The organism is Rhodopirellula sp. UH5 (assembly GCF_056839225.1).
Genome location: NZ_CM166390.1, coordinates 4602748 through 4624795, shown reverse-complemented (window position 1 = coordinate 4624795; position 22048 = coordinate 4602748). Strand labels below are relative to the sequence as shown.

20 protein-coding genes and 1 tRNA gene are annotated in these 22048 nt (G+C 57.2%); 12 read left to right on the top strand and 9 right to left on the bottom strand.

Features of this window, described 5'->3' with window-relative positions; translation table 11 throughout:
* Nucleotide 1: 1 nt before the first annotated feature.
* On the top strand, nucleotides 2-1135 hold the full coding sequence (locus UH5x_RS16335; RefSeq protein ID WP_482633045.1) for an IS110 family RNA-guided transposase: 1134 nt from the start codon (nucleotides 2-4) through the stop codon (nucleotides 1133-1135).
* Between the two features lie 636 nt (nucleotides 1136-1771).
* Nucleotides 1772-2419: a hypothetical protein gene (locus UH5x_RS16330; protein ID WP_482633044.1), complete on the top strand. Its 648-nt coding sequence runs from the start codon at nucleotides 1772-1774 to the stop codon at nucleotides 2417-2419.
* Here UH5x_RS16330 and UH5x_RS16325 read toward each other — a convergent pair.
* Complete coding sequence (locus tag UH5x_RS16325) at nucleotides 2413-3795, bottom strand: hypothetical protein (RefSeq protein WP_482633043.1); 1383 nt, start codon at nucleotides 3793-3795, stop codon at nucleotides 2413-2415. The genes UH5x_RS16330 and UH5x_RS16325 overlap by 7 nt on opposite strands.
* Before the next feature lie 140 nt (nucleotides 3796-3935).
* On the opposite strand from UH5x_RS16325, the gene UH5x_RS16320 reads away from it, so the two are divergent.
* From UH5x_RS16320 to UH5x_RS16310, 3 genes are all read left to right on the top strand, one after another.
* Nucleotides 3936-4008, top strand: a tRNA-Asn gene (locus tag UH5x_RS16320).
* Between the two features lie 230 nt (nucleotides 4009-4238).
* Nucleotides 4239-4445 (top strand): hypothetical protein, encoded by a 207-nt coding sequence (locus tag UH5x_RS16315; RefSeq protein WP_482633042.1) that lies wholly within the window; start codon nucleotides 4239-4241, stop codon nucleotides 4443-4445.
* On the top strand, nucleotides 4442-4786 hold the full coding sequence (locus tag UH5x_RS16310; RefSeq protein WP_482633041.1) for a hypothetical protein: 345 nt from the start codon (nucleotides 4442-4444) through the stop codon (nucleotides 4784-4786). Before UH5x_RS16315 ends, UH5x_RS16310 begins: the two co-directional genes overlap by 4 nt.
* Nucleotides 4787-4822: 36 nt before the next feature.
* Here the strand turns inward: UH5x_RS16310 and UH5x_RS16305 are convergent, their stop codons facing one another.
* From UH5x_RS16305 to UH5x_RS16295, 3 genes are all read right to left on the bottom strand, one after another.
* Complete coding sequence (locus UH5x_RS16305; protein WP_482633040.1) at nucleotides 4823-5374, bottom strand: ATPase; 552 nt, start codon at nucleotides 5372-5374, stop codon at nucleotides 4823-4825.
* Nucleotides 5371-5748 carry a TA system antitoxin ParD family protein gene (locus UH5x_RS16300; protein ID WP_047814560.1) on the bottom strand — a complete coding sequence of 126 codons (378 nt, stop codon included), beginning with the start codon at nucleotides 5746-5748 and terminating at the stop codon, nucleotides 5371-5373. The genes UH5x_RS16305 and UH5x_RS16300 overlap by 4 nt, the downstream gene beginning before the upstream one ends.
* A gap of 478 nt (nucleotides 5749-6226) precedes the next feature.
* The gene (locus UH5x_RS16295; RefSeq protein ID WP_482633039.1) at nucleotides 6227-7219 is read right to left on the bottom strand and encodes a hypothetical protein; all 993 of its coding nucleotides are present in this window, start codon (nucleotides 7217-7219) and stop codon (nucleotides 6227-6229) included.
* A gap of 33 nt (nucleotides 7220-7252) precedes the next feature.
* Here UH5x_RS16295 and UH5x_RS16290 point away from each other — a divergent pair, with 33 nt between their 5' ends.
* Nucleotides 7253-7417, top strand: coding sequence for a hypothetical protein (locus UH5x_RS16290; protein WP_482633038.1), 165 nt, complete (start codon nucleotides 7253-7255; stop codon nucleotides 7415-7417).
* A gap of 123 nt (nucleotides 7418-7540) precedes the next feature.
* On the opposite strand, the gene UH5x_RS16285 is transcribed toward UH5x_RS16290, so the two are convergent.
* Together UH5x_RS16285 and UH5x_RS16280 are read right to left on the bottom strand one after the other, a co-directional pair.
* Entirely contained in the window at nucleotides 7541-8479 is a 939-nt protein-coding gene (locus UH5x_RS16285) for a ThuA domain-containing protein (RefSeq protein ID WP_047814564.1), read from the bottom strand.
* Nucleotides 8480-8659: 180 nt separating this feature from the next.
* Entirely contained in the window at nucleotides 8660-9760 is a 1101-nt protein-coding gene (locus UH5x_RS16280) for a quinone-dependent dihydroorotate dehydrogenase (RefSeq protein WP_482633037.1), read from the bottom strand.
* A gap of 307 nt (nucleotides 9761-10067) precedes the next feature.
* Here UH5x_RS16280 and UH5x_RS16275 point away from each other — a divergent pair, with 307 nt between their 5' ends.
* Nucleotides 10068-10703, top strand: coding sequence for a hypothetical protein (locus UH5x_RS16275; RefSeq protein WP_482633036.1), 636 nt, complete (start codon nucleotides 10068-10070; stop codon nucleotides 10701-10703).
* 201 nt (nucleotides 10704-10904) lie between these two features.
* Here UH5x_RS16275 and UH5x_RS16270 read toward each other — a convergent pair whose 3' ends face one another.
* Both UH5x_RS16270 and UH5x_RS16265 read right to left on the bottom strand, forming a co-directional pair.
* A complete protein-coding gene (locus tag UH5x_RS16270; RefSeq protein ID WP_047814590.1) occupies nucleotides 10905-11210 on the bottom strand; it encodes a hypothetical protein in 306 nt (101 codons plus the stop codon).
* A 328-nt stretch (nucleotides 11211-11538) separates the two neighbouring features.
* Entirely contained in the window at nucleotides 11539-13275 is a 1737-nt protein-coding gene (locus UH5x_RS16265; protein WP_482633035.1) for an SMP-30/gluconolactonase/LRE family protein, read from the bottom strand.
* 317 nt (nucleotides 13276-13592) lie between these two features.
* Between UH5x_RS16265 and UH5x_RS16260 the strand changes: the two genes are divergently transcribed.
* Genes UH5x_RS16260 through UH5x_RS16245 form a run of 4 tightly spaced genes read left to right on the top strand, consistent with a single transcriptional unit; the run spans nucleotide 13593 to nucleotide 17804 of the window.
* Nucleotides 13593-14111, top strand: a complete 519-nt coding sequence (locus UH5x_RS16260; RefSeq protein ID WP_047814569.1) for a sigma-70 family RNA polymerase sigma factor — start codon at nucleotides 13593-13595, stop codon at nucleotides 14109-14111.
* The gene (locus UH5x_RS16255; RefSeq protein WP_482633034.1) at nucleotides 14108-15205 is read left to right on the top strand and encodes a hypothetical protein; all 1098 of its coding nucleotides are present in this window, start codon (nucleotides 14108-14110) and stop codon (nucleotides 15203-15205) included. The genes UH5x_RS16260 and UH5x_RS16255 overlap by 4 nt, the downstream gene beginning before the upstream one ends.
* Nucleotides 15206-15943, top strand: coding sequence for a hypothetical protein (locus UH5x_RS16250; protein ID WP_482633033.1), 738 nt, complete (start codon nucleotides 15206-15208; stop codon nucleotides 15941-15943).
* A 22-nt stretch (nucleotides 15944-15965) separates the two neighbouring features.
* Nucleotides 15966-17804: a YHYH protein gene (locus UH5x_RS16245; protein ID WP_482633032.1), complete on the top strand. Its 1839-nt coding sequence runs from the start codon at nucleotides 15966-15968 to the stop codon at nucleotides 17802-17804.
* Here the strand turns inward: UH5x_RS16245 and UH5x_RS16240 are convergent.
* Entirely contained in the window at nucleotides 17779-18237 is a 459-nt protein-coding gene (locus UH5x_RS16240) for a hypothetical protein (protein WP_482633031.1), read from the bottom strand. The two genes, UH5x_RS16245 and UH5x_RS16240, sit on opposite strands and share 26 nt — an antisense overlap.
* Nucleotides 18238-18684: 447 nt before the next feature.
* On the opposite strand from UH5x_RS16240, the gene UH5x_RS16235 reads away from it, so the two are divergent.
* Entirely contained in the window at nucleotides 18685-21933 is a 3249-nt protein-coding gene (locus tag UH5x_RS16235; protein ID WP_482633030.1) for a DUF6797 domain-containing protein, read from the top strand.
* The last annotated feature ends 115 nt before the right edge of the window (nucleotides 21934-22048 follow it).

The following is a 22048-nucleotide window of genomic DNA, read 5'->3' as shown; positions in this document are numbered from 1 at the left end:
CATGTCCAAGTCTATCATGATTGGCTGCGACCTTCACGACCGCAGCATGCTCCTTCGCTACGCCGTCGGCACGCAAGTGCCCCAGCAACTTGCCCACGAAAACAATCCATCGGGACGCCGAAACATGATCGCGCGGATCAAACGGCTCGCTGACAAAGAGCGGTGCCAGCGAATTGTCTTTGCATACGAAGCCTCCGGGCTCGGGTTCGGGCTCTCCGACGAACTGCACGAAGCGGGCATCGAATGCTACGTCCTTTCGCCATCACTGTTGCCCACCACCCCGAAGTCCGCCAAGCTCAAGACGGATGCCAAGGACGCTCAAATGCTATTGGAACAAGTCCGTGGTCACGTTTTAGCCGGTAATTCGCTGCCGGTCGTCTGGACGCCACCCCAGCGACTTCGTGATGACCGGGAGCTCGTCCGGGCTCGGATCGACGTCGGCGACGAGCTGACTCGCGTCAAACTGAAAATCCTCTCGGGGCTGAAGCGACGCGGCATCACCAAGCCGTCGTGGTATCAAACCCACTGGACCAAGCGATTCGTTCGCTGGCTGCGAGAAGACGTGATCGCTCAGATGGACTCGGTCGTCGCCGCGACGTTCGAGCGACTAGCGGATCGTTACGAAGCCTTCCGTCAGGAACAGACCAAGCTCGACAGCGCGTTGCGAAAACTATCGGGCGAATCGCGTTACGCCGCTGCTCACAAAAGGCTGCGTGAGATCCCTGGTGTTGGGCTGTTGACGGCGATGACGTTCCTGACCGAGATGGGTGACCTGACGCGGTTCAGCAATCGCCGGCAAGTTGGTGCGTATTTGGGGCTGGTTCCTTCGAGTCATGAAAGTGGAGAGAGTGACAATCGCAAAGGCCGAATCACGCGTCAGGGGCCTGCCAGACTTCGCAAATTGCTCTGTCAAGCGGCTTGGGTATCGATCTCGCGGAGTGAGTCAGCGGCGAAGGACTACCATCGCATCAAACAGGGCCAAAGCAAACGAACCAAGAAAGCACTCGTGGCGATGATGCGGAAGCTCGGGGTGGTGATGTGGCATCGTGCCTTGGAGTGCGGTGTGTCGAGCGAACTACTCGGGCGGAGCGGCCCAGTTGATCTTCAAGAGGCTTCGAGGATGCAAGCTGCCTAGAAGAGAGAACGACCACCGTGCGATGCCACTGAATCCGCAATTGAAGTTGAACCACATCCAACAACCGAACCGTCACCTGCTAGGAGAGGAATTTTCGTCACAGGGTTGATGCTTGAAGTCTTTTGAAGAGATTCCCGCATTGGCCAAGAGTCCTTCGAGAGTCGCGATCGAATCGTCGCTGGGTCCTACCCGTCGCGGAGAATGATCCGGCTCTCACTTGAATCACCCGCTTTGCGAAGCGAACTCGTTTACTGATCTGACGGCAATCCTGTCACGATCGAATAGCAGCTTGCGATGCAGATCGGAATCTCCCAGCGAGATCCAAAATTCACCCTTGACGAAAAAACCTACATAGCAGCGACGAAAGTTGGTCGCCGCCGCCAAATGATCCCCGGGGACACTCCCCGTGCGATGGGCTCCCCAGCCGTCCACACCCGATGGAAATCCGCCGCAACCGCAGGCCCCCACTCACCAACTTGACCCTTTTTCGTGCTGCTTTCGAATTTTACCCCCGCTCCCCATTCAATTTGGGTGGAGTTTGCCGGCTGAGGTGCCGATGACGAAGCAAGGCGATTCATTCAAGTCGAATGGATCGTTCGTTTGTCCTCCCACCTGTTCGAGACACGGATCGTCCCGATGAAATCCTCCTGTGCTGTCGTGTTGACGCTGGTCTGTTTGCTGATGTCGACCGGATGTGTCGGTCCCATGTGGAACGCTTGTGGCCCCTGTGGTCCCGGAGTCGGTTGCGACAGCGGCGCCTGCGGTGACTCGTGTGGCGGCTGTGGCTCCTGCGACGGATGCGGCGAACTGTACATCGACCCGTGGATCAACGAACCCGCCGATTGCTACGACCCATGTGATTCGTGCGGCAACTACAACGGCCAATCCTGTGGCAAGTGCCGAGCGGTCTTCTCCGGCATCAAGAGCATCTGGGGATACAAATGCGACGACGGTTGCAGCACCGAATGCGACAGCTGTGCGGGCGGTCGACCCTTTTTCCCGCCTGCTGATCTGGGTGGATGCGATGGCTGTGGCGGATGCGACTCGTGCTCGGGTGGCTGCGATTCCTGCTCGGGCGGGTGCGATTCCTGTTCCGGCGGATCGTATGGTCACTCTTCCGATGGCGTGATCCTGCACGAAGGCGAAACGATCATCAGCGACAGCGGTCACGGGCAAACCTCGACCGTGGCAGCCCGCACCGCGCAAAACCGTCGCAGCTCACCGGCTCGCCAGATCTACCGAACGCGATCCGTCAACGGGCAGCAACCCACGTTGGCTTATTGAGCAGAAGGTTGAAGCAACGGCTCGACCTGGCAAACTCTCCAACCTCGATGGTTGACCTCCGCGATGACCTGAGCATCAGCCTGGTCGGGCACAAACACGCAGACGTCGTTGGCATCCAACGAGTCCAAGTCGACATCGCCGAGTGACCGCCATTCGTTTTCCGCGGTCCAGCCCTGGTCGCGACCTTCGGCTTGATAGCGATAGCGTTCTTCGACGGGCAAGCCATCTCGAACGGCTGCCGGGCCGTAGACGACTGGTCGCACCCCCATGGCGGTCGCGGCCGATCGCCGAATCGCGATTCCAAACGGTTCGTAGTCCCACCGCGAGACGTGGGACCGAAAGGTTCGCCGCCGCAGCAATTCTGGCAGCGGCACGGCGGAGAGGCAAACCACGCGGTGTTCATTCTTGGACGTTGTCGCTCCCGCCACCAAACGCCGCATCCGCACGATGCGTCGCAGTGAATGCAGCGTTTCTCGCGAGGCAGCTTCGTCGGACCCCAGCAACATCTCGTCGCAGTACTGAGGCCACGACTGGCCTGGCCAAGGCCCGTCGCACCGCCGAGTGCAGTGAACCAACCATTCGTCTTGCTCGAGCACGGATGGCATCGGCGACACGGTGGGGGAACTTGGTTCGCGTCGCGGCAAGGGTTCATCGGAAGCAGTGGAGGACGTTCGAGGCAGGAACCTTCCCAGAGCCCCGGCTTCCAACACGCATTCGGCTGCCTTGGGATCGTCCATGCCGACTCGGACACCAAATGGATCGACTTCCAAGCGACGCAGGACCGCCTGTTCGATCTTGCCTCCGCGACGTAGGTGCAACACATCGACGCGGTCCGCCACCGCGATGATCCACTCATCCCGATGTTGGGCGATCTTATGGAAGGCGATGTTGGGTGGCAGCGAGCCGAGTTGTTCGGGCGAGGCCAGTTGGGAGGCGTCCCAGCGAACCAGCGGCAGGTCGAACGTCTTGGCCGCTTGAGTGACCCAGGGTTCCGCCGCCGACTTCTGGATCGTCACCACGTGTTCGCGGTGCTCGCGAGCGTCCATCATGGAAGCCGCCAGTTGCCGGGCCATTTCGCGGTGTCGGACTGGGCTGTGCCCCAACCGGCTGCAGATGGGGGCCAAGACCGGGTGAGGCCCCCCGTGGAGGATTCGGCAGCAGGCGTCGAAGGTAGGTGGAGTCAGTTGCTGGGCCAGGCCAGGCAGCAGATGCAGCAGCCGTTGCCACCGCCGCTGGGCCCGTTTTTCCGCACCGGGGCCGTTGTCAGGGGCGGGGGAGCGGTCTGGGTTGGGTTGCGAATCAGAACGCATGGCCGAGCCGTGGAAAGCGGAACGGAGCCCTTGGGAGGGCGAGATCGGGAGCGAACGTCTGTCCACGTTAGCAGTTTTGCGGGTCCGGTTAGGCAGGCGGCGTCAAAACGAATCCCCCCGGAATGAAAATCCAGAGAAAACCCGCCTTGAATCGCCGCCGGGCACCAGCTAACATTCGCCCCACACGAGTCGGAAACGACTCGGAATCCCCTGTAGCTCAGTTGGTAGAGCAGGCGGCTGTTAACCGCCTTGTCGCAGGTTCGAGTCCTGCCGGGGGAGCTGAGAGATCAGTCTCCAAGCATTCTGACCCCGTACAACCCAGCGTTGTACGGGGTTTTTTTGTGTCGTCGCTCTCAGGTCCCAGTGATCCCGAGAGGCGTGGGCCGGACCAAGCGGAGCGCTGTTCCGGCAATCCAAAGCGGATCGGGTAAGATGGCTGGCACCATCCGTTTCCATCCGTTTCCCAGCAAGATGAGCTGGAGGAAGCTAAACGCCTTTCGATCGAACTGATGAAGCGGGGCAGCTACCAAGTCGCGTGCAGTGACGAGGGCTTGATGAGTTATGAAATTGAAGACTGCTTGAAACCAGTCATCAAGGCGGTCAAACGTGTCGGTGGTGAATCGGCAAAGCAATGGGCTGTCAAAATGATCAGAGCTGATGAAGGAGGCTTCATTTGCGACGCGGAACTAGGAAAGTTGGCGGAGTCGAAATCGTGAAGATTGCTTATCCAGCTTGGCTGACCAAGTGTGACCCGGCTGAGATCGGAGAGGCCTACGAGGAGGCTACCGATGATTGCTACGGAGACGAGCAGGCCTCGGGCTTAGTCGACATGGCCATTCAAGAAATCGTTGTACCATTCACCGCAATCGCCCTCGGGAAACGGGTCGAAGTTGTCAATGCTGCTCCTGCTACGAACGCTGCTTGGGGCGTCGATCTGATCGTCAAATCAGGCAAGAAACAGTTTCCAATTTCCGCCTCATCAGTCGAACTCTGTGAACCGTTTCCTGAAGGCCATCTCTATCTCGCTGCGTTGCTAGTTTGGCACTCCAAAATGTGACATGCATCGTAGACAAACGTGAAGTGACTCCGGGTCTCAATAGTCGCTGGCCGGTTTGCCGTTCGCGTAGACGCGTACCAACCGACAAGGCAATTCCAAATCGCTGTTATCGTAAACCAAGACATGGGGCAAGCATGCAATGGCTCGCTGAAGGTTTGCTTTCGTTCGCTCGAATCGCGATTTTAACTTTTCATCGGGCACGTCATGCCCACCCTGGCTGGTGCGCATCGCTACGCGTCGGATCGATTCACCGACATCATGCACCTGAATAAAGATCAACGCCACGGTGTAGTCCGCTTCAGCGTACCTGGCGAGAGTGTCTACTTTGTCGCCGACGGGATCGGAGAGCACCGTTTCAAAGATAAAACTCTCGCGCTGACTCACGAGCGACGATCGTATTGCTGCTGCCACCTCAGCCGCTTCGTAAGCGCCGATCTCCAGTCCCTCAGCGATGACATCCGCGTTAATGAAACGAAGTCCACAGTCGGAAAGAAAGGATTCAAAGAAGGTTGATTTGCCCGCGCCATTCGAGCCGGCAATGGCGACAACGATGGGCCTTTGGTCAAGGAACGCAAACGGCAGACTCAATGTTCGTTCTCGACTTCCACAAACTGCCGTTCGACAAATCGACCAATCGTTTCCGTGCCGTCGGCTTCAACGCGTCGAAGTAGCTCCTGATTGCCGTGGACAGGCTTGTAATGTGGATAGGGACGCTTCTCCAGATAAGCGTCAACCTGCTTGCGACCTTTGGCGGTATCGACATCAGCAATCGCTTGGGAAAGGGAACGCTCGGAACCGGACCGCTGAAGCAACATCGAACGGTCGCCGCGCAGAAGTGGTTCGATGGATTTTCCCAATCCGGCCCAGAATTCAATCTGTCCGGCGATGCTTCGCTGCGAGAACGGCACAACCGTTCGTGCGTCGTCGACAAGTTCGTCCGATAGTTTCACTGGCTGTCCCATGAATCACCTCTACCTACATGGTAGCATTTTGCTACCGACCAGTCCAGCAAATCCGAAAACCAGAGCGAAGCGGACGCGAAACGTGTCTCTGCTTGTTCGTCAGGTGCCGTTATTTGCGGTGTTTTTGGCCGTTCGACGTGAACCACTCAGGCAACCGAGCCAACCCCGATTTGAGCTGAATTTAGAAAAGCGAAAACTCTCGCGAACCAATCAACCCCCGTCGGTCAAGCATGACCCGCGGGCGTTTCTCGTTTCCGCCCCCTCAGGTCCCAGTGATCCCGCGAGGTGTGGGCCGGAACAAGCGGAACGCTGTTCCGGCAATCCAAAGCGGATCGTCGTGTGTTGCCGGAACGGCGTCGCGTTGTTCCTTGGTCCGGTCTACTTTAATCGCTGAATGCTGCCATCGGCTGTTCGCAAAACCGGTTGACGTGAAAGCTTGGTTGGCGTCACGGTGCGAAACGCAAATGAACTGAGGTTGTCATTCGATGCGATTGCAGAACTGCGAGACCGCAGGTTTGGATTGCCGATACGAGACGATTCTTACATCGAGACCGTGCGACTTCGTTTTTAAAAACGCTCTTTCGATCGCGCTGATGATCCAGGCGTCGTCATTGCCAAACACGCCTCCGCCGAGCAGCGTGAGGTAGACGACGTTGACGCCGGTGCGTGACGCGTTGATAGCAGCGGCCAGTAGTGTGGCTTCATAGGCGGCGTCGAGGATCAGTTTGGCAAAGTCCGTCCACAACTTGGCACGCTGGCCACCGTAGGCAACCGGCAGCGCGGAGCAATACGCTTGGCTGACGCGATGTTCAGCACCCGGAAGCGTCACGTCGGCTTGCCATTGCAGGCCGATTTGCAACTCGCCGCGAAGTTCGTCCAAGTCCGATTCGCTTGCCGATTGGAGACGATCCGTGATGCGGCGAAGGCCATCGTCGGACGGGAAAAGATAGCCGTTTTGCATTTGCCAAAGCTGGCCGTCTTGGTTGCCGAGTTTGCTTCCCAGATTGGCGGAGCAGTCGATTTGATGGTCGGCGGATTGGCCGATGCGGTCGCCGAACGGTGCAAAGTAGTTGCGATAGATCGTGCCGGCTCCGCACGCGATCGCGCACGCCGGGCCTTGCGTTGGGTCGTTCTCATAGATGCCGACGCCGCGTTCAGGAGTGACCGAAGGGCCGGTCATTTCCAACAGATTGAATTGTGACGCGACTTGGAACAGATCGCCCGCGTTGGCCGAGTCCGCGTGCAACTGGCGAACGTCGCCAACGTGTTCGCGAATCGTCGACGGATGCGTCCGAACGTCAAGTTGCGAAACGGTTTGGCGAAGTTCCGATAACTTCGGTGTTTCCAAACGTCCGAACGCAAATCGTTTTCCGTTGGGGCAAACGATTTGATCGCTTTCGATCGATAATTCTCGGCGAACCTGTTCAGGCGATTCTTCCTCGATTCCGGTAAGCTCTGTCAACCAAGTCATGTTTTTCCTTTGGGTAAACATCGACAACGGATCTTGGCCGCCTTTCCTGGCGAAGCCAAGTTCAAGCCGATGCATGTGCTGGACATTCCGGACGATTACCAGTTCATGGACGACGAGTTGGTGGAGTTGATCCAGTCGGCGGCGGAGCCGATCATTGCGGTTTCACTTCATGAATCAAAGCGTTTCCCGCCGAGGTAAGCAGGTCGGCAGGAGTCTTTTGGCATTTGGGCTGTTTCGGTAAGCGTCGTTGCTTCCACGTATAACCGGGGCTAACGCCCAAACGGCTCACATGGTGATGCCCGATCATGCTTGCCGTCCTGCTTAAACCGACTTCGGATCGAAGTCGGCTAGGTTTGGCGAATCGGTTTTCACGCCTTCCGCCGGAACCTCGACCTTGGCACTCCAGACGATTCCGTTGAGGATCAGTCGTCGCAGGTCTTCGTCACGCCAGTTTTTGTAGTAGTGCGGCATCACGACGCCGAATCCGCGGCCGGTGTCTTCTCTTTCGATGCACCACGCGACGGTTTCTCGTTTGGGCGCTTCGGGTGGCAACATCGATGTCGCCAGCACGGTTGCCTTCGGGGCAAGTTGGTTTCCCTCTGCACCGAAGTAGTTGTTGAAGTAGGGCTCGTCACGAAGGGTGAACTCGTTCCAGCCTCGCGTGACCGGGTGGTCGGTCTCCACAGGAGTGACGGTCGCTTGGGCGAAGACTCGTGCGAACGATTCGTGGTGGGGGCAGGAACGGTTGGCGAAGTAACCGCCCATCCATCGCAACAGCGGGTGGTCGCCATCCGGCGTGACATCCTCCCCCAGCAAGCCCGTCGCATAATGAATGCATGCGATGCCCACGCCTCGCTGCATCATTTCATCCAGGTCGGCAAGGTTCTGCTGCGGGTTGGGAAGGCGGTTGGGCGGGAACAGATCCCCGATGAAAACAACGGTTGATGCGGCATCGCGAAGCGACTTATCGGGCCAGCCTTCGACCACGTCCGCTTGAATCCCAGGCAGATTCTCCATCTGTTCGAGGGCGTGTTTCATCAGCCGACCCCCGGCTGCGACCTCGTGCGTGCCCGGCGGATGGCCGCTGGGGCCGACGATGATCAGCACTCGCGTGGAACTATCAGCCGTGTCATCGGACCATCCATGAGCTGGCGATACCGCAGCACCAGCGGCGACGAGTCCGGAAGTCGTCTGGATGAATTTTCTGCGGGACGAACCTCTCGATTCGTTTGCGGGCTGCAAGTTGGGTTGGTTCGTCATTTCGAAGGTTGCTCCAAGTGATGCGGTTGATCAAAGCGTGATCTCACAGGCTGAACTCGCTGGCTTTGACTGATCGCCCAGCTTACCAAGTGCAGCGCACCTGCCATCGGAGTCGAGGCAGCAAATTCTTGGATGGGAAGTGATTTTCCGATCGTTCCTGAATGATCGAACAGGGGATGTTCATTTGTGTGCAGTCCCGACGGCCTCGCTCACATGGGCGAAACCATCGCGTTTGAGGAGCTCCGCCAAGCCCGTGCAAATGCGTTTCACGACACCGGGGCCTTCGTAGATCATGGAGGTGTAAACCTGAACCAGCGAAGCACCGAGACGGATTTTGTCGTACGCGTCTTGCGGGGTGTAGACACCTCCGGCACCGATGACAATGTATCGATCGCGATCCATCCGGCGGTACAGTTCCGAAATGCAATCGTTGATCAATGCAGTGACGGGGCGGCCCGCCACGGCACCAGGCTTGTCGATCAGATGTTCCGGTGCGACCGAAAGCGGTGGCTTTTTCGAGGGCAGGTTGAAACAGAAGCCACGTACCAAGTCGAAGCGTTCGCACTGAGTGAGCAAGCGATCCAGATGACCGGGATCCTTGTTGGGTGCAATCTTGAGAAAGACGGGAGATTGGATCTGCAGCGGAGCCAAACGTTCGAGCAAACGTTTGACATTGCCAGGTTCGGCAAAGAAGCTCTTGCCGCCCTGGGCGTTGGGACAACTGAGATTGAACATCAGGTAATCCGCATGTGGATGAAGTTGCCGCGCGCTGAATTCGTAGTCGCTCAGAATCTGCTCGTCGCAGCACGCGGGTGCGTTTGTTCCATCGTTGGTCTTGACGATGTTGACACCAAGCGGGACGCGACCGCGGTGCGATCTCAGTCGTTCGGCAACGATTTCGGCGCCATCGTTGGGCAGGCCATAGTTCACGATCACGGCGCTGTCCTGTGGTAGCCGAAACAGTCTTGGCTTTGGGTTGCCGTTTGACTCTCTGGCCGACACGGAACCGATCTCAACCAACCCGAATCCCAAGGCGTCCAGCATTCGCAAGGCACGCCCGTTCTTGTCCCACCCGGCCGCGAGTCCGATTGGATTGTCGAATCGGAGCCCGGCGACTTCGGTCTTCAAGATGGGATCGTGAGACTCCAGGCACCGCCGTGCGACATTGGTAACCCCGGGCAACACGCCCATCCATCGGCACCCTTCCACTGCCAAGTGATGGGCTGTTTCCGCATCGAGTGAAAAGAGCAACGGCCGGAGGAGCGTTTGGTAGAAATTCATCGCGGTCGTTTGAGAGCAAGGAGTTCAGGTGGTCGTCTTGAGCAGGTTTCTCGCACATTGTGCATCAAGGTGCACGCGTGACCCACTGCGCCGCGAAGCAATTGATTGAAGGACTTGACGATGCCTACCATTTACCCTCGGAACCGAAGTTCACGCATGCGTCGGAGGGTCTCGGTTCTCTGCCGGAGGATTCTCTGCATCTTTGTTGCGCCGGCGAGTGCGGTGAATACCGTGGACGTGGGTGGTTTCCAGGGTGTTGATCGTGAATGATGGGGGGCCAGTTTACAATCCGCAGGAAAGGGATCTCATGAGAATCGAGTTGCGTTCAGTCTTCTACCCGAAGCCAGTCGATCCGGACGGTTACATTCGCCCGCACGAACTCTCGGTGATCTGTCGGTCAAGCGAGAGCGAGAATGGCGAGGTGGTCGCAGCTCGGTTGGCGGTCGATTACCTCGATATCTCGCGAGCCGAGGACGAGGGGATGAATGTCTGGGAAGTCTGTGATGCGGATTCGCAGGGGTGGCACAATGTCTGCTCGGCAATACTTGAGCCAACCGCTCCATTCGCCGAGTATCGGAAGGAACTGGGGATCGAGCATCCGGTGTTTGGTATGGCTCTCATTCATCGTGCCGCCATCCACTCGTCGATGCGTGACTGGCAGCAAATGATCTTCGACTCTGTGTCCAAGCTGTTCTCGGGAGAAACAGCGACGGTGATGTGGAGAGGGACGACCGACATGACGGATCGAGAACTCGCGAGCCTCGGGTTTCGGATCGTTGCCGGGGAAGACCTGTTGTTTCGTCCCAATGTGCTGAGAAGCGAGTATGAAACGGTGAACGATGACCGAGATCCAAACTTTGAATTGAAGGTCCCCCAAGAAGCCGCGGAGTATGTTCAACAGGAATGGGAAAGCGTGGATCAAACAGACTTCGGTATCGATTGAGCTGGGTGGTGGCAGGCACCCGCAGCATGCGTTGCCGGAGCGGCGTCGCGTTGCTCCTTGGTCCGGCCTACTTTTCAGAGCAGGCCAGCAGGAGTCTTTCGGCATTGGAACTGTTTTGGCAAACGTCGCTGTTCCCACGTCCAACCGGGGCGACGCCCAAACGGCTCACATGGTTGTGTCCGATCATTCCTGCCCACCTGCTTAGGCTGGATCGGGGATGATCTTTCCGGTGCGGTCGTCGACTCGGTGCAGTTGGGTGATGTCTCCCATCGCTCCGTCGCTGGTTTTCAATGAGACCAACCAGTAGGGATCGTTGGGCACATTGGCGGCCACCATCGCTTGCAGGATCTCCAGGTCATGCACACCGTTCTCGCTGTAGAGCTTTGCGTAGAACTCCTTTTCCCGGCGGATTCGCTCGCGGTCAAACAGCACCGCCGAACACTTGGTGCCGGGGGGAATGTTGCCCAGGTGCTCGATCACGACCATGATCGCTGCCTTTTGATCCATCTCTCGTTTCGTCAACTCTGGCTCCTGAGTGAGTTTTGAAGGTGCGTCGGGTTGGAAACCCGACGCGTGAGTTTTGAAATTGCGTTTTTTCGTTGAATGGCCAACGGCCAAGTTCAATCCAAAACGTGTGGGTTGATGTTGGCCGTTGGCCAACAAAACCGACTGCGAAAGTGCAACTTCAAAGCTCACTCGCCTGCCAATCCAGTGGTCTGTCACAGCTAAAAGTTAGAGTTGATCGTAGTGGACGAGGCGACGAGTCCTCGGATTTGACGCCAGTTCAGGACTCGTTGCCTCGTCCACTACACTCAGAATAAGTCGTGACAGACCACTACAGTCGTGGTTTGGGCGGTTGGACCGCGGGTTGCCAGGGGGCGATGCCGTCGAGCTTGGTCTCTCTTGAAAACACTTTGCTGCCGCAGGTGACGTACAGCGTGGACATGTTCTCGCCGGCGAGCACGCAGTTGGAGAGCTTGCCGGACAAACTGGGACGCGAAAGGATCAGATGGACTCGGCCAGGCGGGTCGATGATTTGAATGCCTAATTTGGTGGCGACCAAGAGTGACCCATCCTTGGTCATGGTGACTCCGTCGGCCCCGCCGATCATGTCGTCTTGCGGCGTGTGGACGTAACTGTAGGGCTGGCCGTACAAGAGTTGTCCCGTCGCGGAGTCGATTTTGTAGGACCACACGTAGCGGCCTTCTGCATCGACGACCATCAGAAATCGTCGGTCGGGTGTGACGATCAATCCGTTTGGTTTCTTGGGTCCTTTGCCGGCTTGGATTGGTTTGCCATCACCTCGGGGATTTCCATCGGCGTCGATCGGCAAGTACCAGACCGCTTGTTCGGTGGGACCGGTGAAGTAGATGCCATGTTCCAGCACAACCAAGTCGTTGCAGGAAACGCCCGAGCACAGATCAGTGCGTCGGCCATCGGGATCGATCCGTGTCACGGTCAGGGCTTTGTTTCGTGCGCAGTAGAGACGGCCGGCCGCGTCGTACATCAACGCGCTAACGCCCGGCAGGTCGTCAACAAACTTGGTCGCCTTGTTCGTGCCGGCAGCGATCTTCCAGATTTCGCCTCGTGGCCCATCGATGAAGGACACGTCGCCGTTGGGCGCGACGGCGGGGCCTTCGGTGTATTTGTGGCCTTCACTGACCAGTTTCCACGATTCGCCTTCGATCAAGCGGTCTTTGATTTCAGGATGTTCTGAAACGTTGGTTTCGATGGGACGATCGAAGTCTTTCCACAGCCATTTCATTGCATCGGGAAAGATCGCTGCGCCGTGTTTGCCGTTGTGGCCGCCCTCACCCCAGACGTTTTTGACTTGGTAACCGGCCCACTGCAGGGATGCCAGCATCGTTTGATTCGCGTGCCACCAACTGCCGCCGTAGATGTTCAAGTCATTGCTGCCGTCTTGCAGGAAGACTCGCAGCGGTTTGGGTTCGTGTTTGCGAACCAGGGTCGGGTATTCGTTTCCGCCTCGCAGCCCGACGTAGGTGCCAACGGTGCTGAAGACTCGGCGGAACTGATCACTCCGGTGCCAGGCAACACCGAACGCCGCGATCGCGCCGCTGCTGCTGCCACCGAGGGCTCGCAGGTTGGGATCGTCGGTGATCGCATAGGATTTGCGGACTTCGGGGATCAACTCATCGATCAGGAATGAAGCGTAGCGATCGCTCACGGTGTCGTATTCAAAGCTGCGATTGAAACGATCCTGAGCCCCCTCGCCACCGGGAACGACACCGGGGTTCACGCAGACGGCAATCGTGACCGGCATTTCGCCGCGATGAATCAGGTTGTCGAAGACATGGTGCAATCGATACTCGCCCTTTTCGCGGACGTACTTGGCGCCGTCTTGCATGACTATCAACGCGGCCGGGGAGGACTCGTCGTATTGGGCGGGCACGTAAACGAAGTAGTCGCGTTCCGTGCCTGGATAAACCGTGCTGTCGGTGAATCGATGGGCCGTCACCACTCCTCGGGGAACGCCTTCCTTCGCCACGGTGTCGGGGTGAACTGGATAGCTCTCTTGGGCCAGCGCCACCATCGTAGGCAGCAGGAGCAAGATGAACGAGATTCGTGCACTGGCTCCTGAGAGGAATCTGGCCCCGGCGAGGAATGGGGTGAAGGATCTGGCTGGTCGTGATTGGACGCAGCGGTGAATTGCGAATGTCATGTCAATTCGTGGATGGGGGGAGAATGTTCTGGGGAGAGTTGGAGGGGGCCACCAAGATAGTCGAGGCGAGGCGGTTTTGCTTCGCGGTGGCAAACGGGGATGCGTCGTGCCGTGGGCGATTTCGAACATTTCAGAAGTTTTCTCGGTCATAAACTGGACCGTCTTGTTAAGTAACGGTGTGAGCACTTCTCTGGACGGAGGATGGAATGGACGAAACCGCACGACAGGCAACTCGGCAATGGACACTGGCACAGCCCGCTGTTTCGGCGTTTGTGACGTCGATGGTTCGTGATTTCCGTGATCGCGATGATGTGCTGCAGGAAGTCGCCGTCGCTGTGATCGAGTCGTATGACTCCTATGATCCTGAGCTTCCGTTCGTGCCTTGGGCGATTGGTGTCGCTCGGAATCAGCTGAGTTTGTACATGCGAAACCGGCGGAAAGACCGTTTGGTGTTCGACGACGATGCGATCGCTTGTTTGGCGATCGCGGTTCCAACCGTGGCTCAGCAAGAATCAGCGAAACTGGATTTCGTCACGGAATGCCTGGGCGGTTTGGAGAACCGTGCTCGTCACCTGTTCGAGTTGCGATATCAGAAAGACATGAAGCCCGCGGCCATTGCCGAACGAGTGGACATGTCAGCGAATTCCGTCGCCAAGGCACTCCAACGAATTCGAGATCGCGTGAGAGCATGTGTTGAACGCAAGAGCCTGGAGGCGATGTCATGAGCCTTGCCATCGAAAATTTGATTGACGGCTACCTGGACGAATCGCTGTCGCAGGAACAATTTCAGCAACTGAATCAGTGGATCAAGTCCGACCCGCTGCACGCCCAGCGATTCGCCTCGGCGATGTTGCTGCATGATCGGCTTCGCAATGAATTCACGACGAAGGAATTCACGACGAACGAGTTCATGGCTGAGCATTCCATGAGCGGGCAATCGACAGCCGGGCAATCCACGGTCAATGATCCACGGCCCGAGCAAGCAGACGAGCGGCCCAACGTGGTCACTCCAACCAGTCACTCTAGAAACGTTTGGGGGCGATCCGCGATTGCATTGGCGACGACCGCGTGCCTGGTGTTGATCAGCGTGGCTTTGCTTTGGAATGGCTTGGGGACCACTTCGGCATCCGCAGCGGTGATGGAACTCAATCGCATCATCGCGGCCAACCGCCTGTCATTGGATCGGACGTTCTTGATTTCAGTGGAAGAGAGCGCGGCTCAGGACGATCTAAGACGTGATTCGCCGGAGCATCGACGCCCGCTGAAGCCTTCTTTGGATAACGCGATTTTGGATGTTCGAGGTTCGGATCAGTTCGTGTTGAAGCGGGAAGTGGAGCCAGGTGTCTACTTCGTCACGGGCAGCAATGGCGCGACCAGTTGGGCGGTTCGTCCGGACGGACCGGTTCGCCTGAGCAACGACCTGACGCGATTCCATCGAGACCTTCCCGGACACGAACGATCGCTACCGATCAACAACATCGAAGACGGTTTGGACGCTTTGCACACAGCCTATGAGTTGAAATTGTTGTCGGTAGAAGGCCAAACAAACGAGGTCCACGAACAGGACGTCGAAGCCAACACGGCGACCAGCCGGCGGATGGTGGCGATCAAGAAGCGAGGCTTCCTAGGGCCGGAACGAGTTGAAATTCTTTACACCGCATCCAGTGGCCAAATTCGTGAGATGCGATTTGTCGACATGCCCTACGGACGGAACATCGTCACGTTGAAGATGACACTGATGGAGGAACAGACGTTTGCTGCGGACCATTTTGATCATGAATCCCATCACGACCCGAAACGCATTGTGGAGTTTGAATAGATGAACAGGAAACGAATTCTAAAACCCGCCTTGGGCTTGGCCGCACTCGTTTGCGTGACCGCCGTCACCAGTTTCGTTTGGATGCAGGCGGGCTACAGCCAGGGAGAGAGTCGCGGCAAGGTTGGCAAGCCGCGAATCAGTGACACGGTGCAGGCGAACATGTACGCCGACAACTGGTTCATCATGTACATCAATGGCGAGCTTGTCGCGGTCGACTCCATCCAGTTCATGCCGCACAACGTCATCTCCGTTGACATCCTTCCGGACTACCCGATGACGATTGCTGTGATGGCCAAGGACAATGCCGACGCCAAAACGGGAATGGAGTATGCCAACACGAGCATTGGCGACGGCGGGTTCATCTTGAAGTTTGGCGATGGCACGGTGACCAACGCCGACTGGAAAGCCAAGGCCTTTTCTCGAGGCCCCATCGATCGAGACACCAAGAACCCGCGGGTTGAAAACACTCCCATCCCGGAAGACTGGTACGCGGTCGATTTTGATGATGAATCGTGGGACCAAGCGACGGAGTACACGCAGGCGCAGATCGATCCGAAGGAACCGTTCTTCGAGCACGACTTTGAGGGCGCGCGTTTCATTTGGACGGAAGATGTCGAGATCGACAACACCGTCATTTTTCGACATGTCGTGACCACACCGCCGGACGGAAAGGCTCGCCCTGACTTTTCCAATTTGAACGACATCATTCCGAGTGGGCCTCGTCGAAGACCTCGTTGACCCCTTCCGAACCATCCTTGAAATGAATGCTATGCTCATGTACTCACGATCACTCATCTCCGCGATTGCGAGCCTGCTTTGTCTGATGGCGACCGCCCACGTCGCCGCTCACGAAGGCGGGCATCACGGGCATTCACACGCGTCGACTCCATCAAGAACTTGGTCGATCGCATCAAATGGATCGTACCTGCACGGGTCGTTTGTTTCAGCGAAGGATGGCGAGGTTCAAATCCGCCGTGAGGATGGAGCACTCACGGACATCGCGATCGAACGTCTGGTTGCTGCAGACCAAGCCTGGGTTCAGGAGCGCGTGGAAGAGATTCAAACTCTCAATCGACAGCACGCGATTCGGCTCGTGGCGGTGAACCAACCGGTGCAAGCTAGCTCAGAGAATGCTGCGACGAACGAGGCGATGCCAGCGATCGGGGCGCACTTCCAGCCCTTTGAGAAGTTGTTGCAGCTTCGCTGGGACAAGGACTTTCTCTATGTCGGTTCCAATGGGTTGCCGGAACATCCAATGATGATTGGCATTCGTTCGTGGCAGCAACAGGTGCCGATCCCGCAGAAGTACCTCGGGAACAATGCGTGGCAGATTCCGTTGCATCCGGTTCCCGCAAAGAATCCGATGTCGACCAAGAACGATTTTCTGCGTGGTGCGATTGCTCTGGCCGTCAACGGCGTGCCGATCTTCAACCCGCTGAACAATCGTGGTGATGATGCCTACTTGTTTGGCGAGCTGGATGAATACGGTGGTCATTGCGGTCGCGGGGATGATTACCACTACCATATCGCTCCGGTTCATCTGGAGGAAACAACAGGAAAAGGCCAGCCGATTGGCTATGCTTTGGACGGTTATCCGATCCTTGGTTATCAGGATGCGAAGGCGAGTGATTTTGCACCGCTCGATGATCTCGGCGGGCACAAGGATGCCTCCGGCAACTACCACTATCACGCACAAAAGACCTACCCGTATTTGAATGGTGGCTTTTACGGGGAAGTGACCCAGCGTGGCGGTCAGGTGGATCCGCAACCGCGTGCCGAACCGATTCGTCCTGATCTGCGACCGCTGCGTGGTGCCGTGATCACGGGATTCAGCAAGACGGGCAATCGTTTTGAGTTGGTGTACGACGTGGAAGGCCGACAGGGATCGGTGACCTATGTCGTCAAAGACAATAGCACGGTCGACTTCACGTTCCAGGAACCATCGGGTGAAACGCGAAGCGAAACCTATCGCAGTCGCATGGGCAAACCGTTTCTTCCGCAAGCCGACAGTTCAGGAACAGAAGGCGGTCCCGACGCCGATCAAACGTCTCGATTGAAAGTCACCAGCCCGGCGTTTGCTGCTGGCAACGAATTGCCGCTCGAGTTCACCGGCGATGGGGCGGGTGAGTCACCACCAATTGCTTGGTCGAAAGGGCCAGAAGGGACTCAGTGTTATGCGCTCAATCTTTGGCACACGCCCGGTCCTGGCGACATGAAGTCGTATTGGCTGGTCTACGACATCCCCGCGGATGTCACCAGCCTGCCGCAAAATGCGAGTGGCATTGGGAAGGTTGGGATCAACGACAAAGGCCACGCGGGATACGACCCGATGAAATCGAAGGGACCGGGTGTGAAGCAGTACCACCTGACGGTCTATGCCTTGTCCGAAAAACCGACGTTTTCAACCGACCAAGTGACACGAGCGGATTTGCTGGAAAGCATTTCGGACATCACGTTGGCACAAGGCACATTGGATTTTCAGTACACGCGATCACGAAGCGGATCATCAATGATCCTGATCGGCTCGGCGATTGTCGCCGCGGTCGTTGGAGCCTGGTTGGGTCTGAAGAAATTCACAGCCCCGAGAGTTGCCTGTTGAAATCGAACTGCAGGTCGGGATGGACTTTTTCGATCGCCTTGTCGATTTTCTTGAGCTGTGTCTCGTACATGTTTTGGCTGACGCGGCAACCACCGAAGCTGATTCGTTTTTCCTTGATTCGCTGGCAGAAGTGAATCCGGACTTGCAGTTCGGTTTCTTTGTCGCCGGAGAACCGCAGTGACTTGTCCATCCAGCGGACGACTTTGCGAAGCGTCTTTTTGTGGATCTTGCCGGAGACGCTGAGGTGCTGGTCAATCTCGTCGCACAATTCATCGGCGTAACCTGTTTCGTCGTCCGCTTTCATGAGCAGATACGTCAGCAGTTCCTTGCTCTCGACCTTGAACTTGGCCAATCGGACACAAACGTCGAGCAACTCATCCTCATCCAGCTTGGCGAGTTCTTTCTTGAGTTGGCTGATCGTGGCGGCTTTCATGGCGTCTCAAAGAGTGGCTGGAGATCCCGAGCGGAACGTTTTGGAGCGGTGTTGTCTTGGAAAACCGACGCGTGAGCGAGGAAAGTTCCTGGTGTCCCGACACGCAACGGGCTGTCGATTGAGTCAGCCGTTGGGGCGTTGGCCTCGGTTCCACCACAGAACCGGGGCCAACGCCCAAACGGCTCACATGAGGAACCGAAAGTTGAATCAATCAACAAGCCGTCATGCTTCGGGTTACCAAAAAACGCAATCGCTACTTCAAAAGCTGAAAGGGACGGTCGCGATATCTTAGCGGCCCGGCGGCGGGTGGGAATTCCCACTCATCGGTGGCGTTCTCCTGGTGCGACTGCTCCAAAAAGCGGAAGATAGAAATCGCTGCGATGGCTATTCTGTAGCCGACTGTTTTGGGCAGCAATGCTTTGCCTGGCCTCCAAGGGAAAACGATTTGTGAATCGAATCATCATTTTCGGAATGCTGCTGTTGTTCAGCATTGGATCCCCTGCGAGGGCACAGGACGACCGAGCGGTATTGCAGGCCTTGATGTTCGAGTCGCCTGAGAAGCTCGCCGCGGACGCTGTGTCAGGCGGGGACGCCGCACGTGGCGCGGTGGTGTTCTTCACCCCCACGATGTCGTGCGCCAATTGTCATTCCGTCAATGATTCGGCGGAGAAGGCACAAGCCGACGTGGGGCCAAATCTCGCCTCGCCAAATCCAGACCTGTCGAATTCCAGAATCGTCGATGCGATTCTTCATCCGTCAAGGAGCATCGCAAAGGGTTTTGAGACGGTCCAAGTTCTGACCGTCGATGGAAAAGTGCTGACCGGTGTTCTCGTGGCTCAGTCCGATCAGTCGGTCCAATTGCGCGATCCATCGACAGGCAAAACGGTCGAAGTCAGCGCGGATGACATCGAAGACGTCGCAACGAGCGAATTGTCAGTCATGCCCGAAGGTGTCGCGGGACAAATCGGCAGCCGTCAAGCGTTTTTGGATTTGGTGCGGTACCTGATCGAAATTCGCGATGGTGGTGCGGCGCGGGCCAGCGAGTTGCAGCCGGAGGTCATGCCAATGGCCGAGCCATTGCCGGAATACGAATCGCACATCGACCATGCCGGCATTCTCGCTTCGCTGGATCAACAAGCGATGAAGCGTGGCGAAGCGATCTACAACCGGACGTGCGTGAATTGTCATGGCACGGTTGATGCCCCAGGTTCATTGCCGACGTCGTTGCGATTTGCGTCGGGGAAATTCAAGAATGGATTCGACCCTCACAGCATGTACCAAACCATCACCAAAGGGTTTGGTTTGATGCTGCCGCAGCGAAACTTGGTGCCGCAGCAGAAGTACGACGTGATTCACTACATCCGTCATGCGTACCTGAAGGATCGCAACCCAACTCAGTTTGCTCGGGTGAACGAAGAGTACCTGGCGAGTCTGCCCAAGGGCGACACACGCGGTCCAGAACCATCGCTGATCGAGTCGTGGCGGGAAATGGACTACGGCCCGAACTTGATGGCGACGGTTGAGATCGGCGACGACGCGAAAAATTTTGCCTACAAAGGGCACGCCATTCGTCTCGACCAAGGTCGGGGCGGGATCACGCGAGGAGAACATCGCGTCGTTTATGAGCACGACACGATGCGAGTGGCCGCTGCTTGGTTGGGCGATGAGTTCATTGATTACAACGGGATCAACTTCAACGGTGTCCATCGGAGACACCCGCGCATCGTCGGCGAGGTGGTGTTTGAAAACGCAAACGGTCCTGGGTGGGCGAACCCTGACAACGATTCCTTCGACGAGGTCCGCGAACCGGGACGAGACGGTCGCTTCTATGGCCCGTTGCCGAGCGACTGGATCGACTACCAAGGAACCTACGTCAACGGGATGGAAACGATCTTGCACTACCGCGTTGGTGGAATCGATGTTTATGAGCGGCCGACGCTGGAGCAACTGGGTGAGAAAGCCATTTTTCAACGCTCGCTTTCCGTGGATGCCAATGAGCATCGGTTGACGATGCGGGTGGCTGATCGTGAAGAGGGCGAAATGTTGATGGATGCGGACCACACAAAGGCGGTTTGGTCGAGCTCCGAGGATGGTTCTGAGGCGTTGGTATTCGCCGTCACGGGGGATGTCAGCCAACTGGAGTGGCAATTTGCCGACGGTCAAATTCGACTGGCATTGATGCCAAACGCGAATGCAAGAGACTTCACGGTTCATGCCGTTCGGTGCGAGAACAAAACAGACGCAGAACAAATCATTGGCGAACTCATCGAAGGAATCGATCCCGCCGCTCGCTCGGCAAAGGAATGGGCGGCGTCCACGAGCGAGAATGCGAAACGCTGGCCCGAAATCGTCACCACGAAGATCACAACCGCGGACGATGGCGGACCTTTCGCGGTCGATACGATTCAGTACCCGGTGAACAATCCATGGTTCTGCCGGATGCGATTGACCGGTGTCGACTTCTTGGACGATGGTGAATCCGCCGTGCTGAGTGACTGGGACGGGAACGTCTGGAAGGTCACCGGATTGCATCAACCGGAGGTGACCTGGCAACGGATCGCATCAGGGTTGTTTCAACCGCTCGGGATCAAAATTCGTGACGGCGAGATCTTCGTGACCTGTCGCGACCAGCTTTGCCGCCTGCATGATTTCAACGGCGACGGTGAAACGGACTACTACGAGAGTTTCAACCACGATCATTACGTCACCGACCACTTCCATGAATTCGCGATGGGATTGCAATGCGATGACGATGGGAACTTTTACTATGCCAAGTCGGCTTGCCACGCGTTGCCCGCGATTGTTCCGCATCATGGGACGTTGCTGAAGGTTTCTGCGGACGGATCGTCGACCGAGATTCTCGCGAATGGTTTTCGTGCCGCCAACGGCGTTTGCCGCAACGACGATGGCACCTTTTTCGTCACGGACCAAGAGGGACATTGGAACCCGAAGAACCGAATCAACTGGGTTCGTCCGGGCCGGTTCTATGGCAACATGCTGGGGTATCACGACGTGACCGATCCAAGCGACTCCGCGATGGAGCCGCCGATGTGTTGGATCACCAATTCGTTCGACCGTTCGCCGGCGGAGTTGCTGTGGGTGACCAGTGACAAGTGGGGGCCGCTGAAAGGTTCTCTGCTGAACATGTCCTACGGCTACGGCAAACTGTATGTTGCCCCGCATGAAATCATTGGCGATCAGATGCAGGGTGGGATGTGTGAATTGCCACTACCGCAATTCCCCACCGGGATCATGCGTGGACGATTCCATCCCGGAGATGGTGACTTGTACGTGACCGGCATGTACTCGTGGGCGGGAACCCAGCAAGCCGACGGTGGTTTTTACCGGGTTCGCTACACCGGTAAACCGATCCACGTGCCGGTGAGTCTGAACTGTCGCGGGACGACAGTGCGAATCGGTTTGAGCGACGAGGTTGATCCTGAGTCGGTCTCGCCTGAAAGTTTTTCGATCAGTCGTTGGAACATCAAGCGATCGAAGAACTACGGTTCCGAGCACTTTGATACGCAAACCATCGAGGTCGCCTCGGCCCGCTGGGATCCTGAGCAACGCGAGGTCGTGCTGGAGCTTCCCGAGTTGAAGCCGACGTGGTGCATGGAGATTCAGATGGATTTGCGAGGTGTGGACGGAGAGCCGATTCATCGCGTGATCCACAACACGATCCACGAACTGAATTGAAGCGGGGGAAGGGATCACTTGGAAAGCAAGGCTGCAAAGTCACCGGTGACTCCGGCGAAATGTCCGCTTCCCATTTGGCGCGGTCGACGGTGGGGAGAGGCCGATTGACCCACTC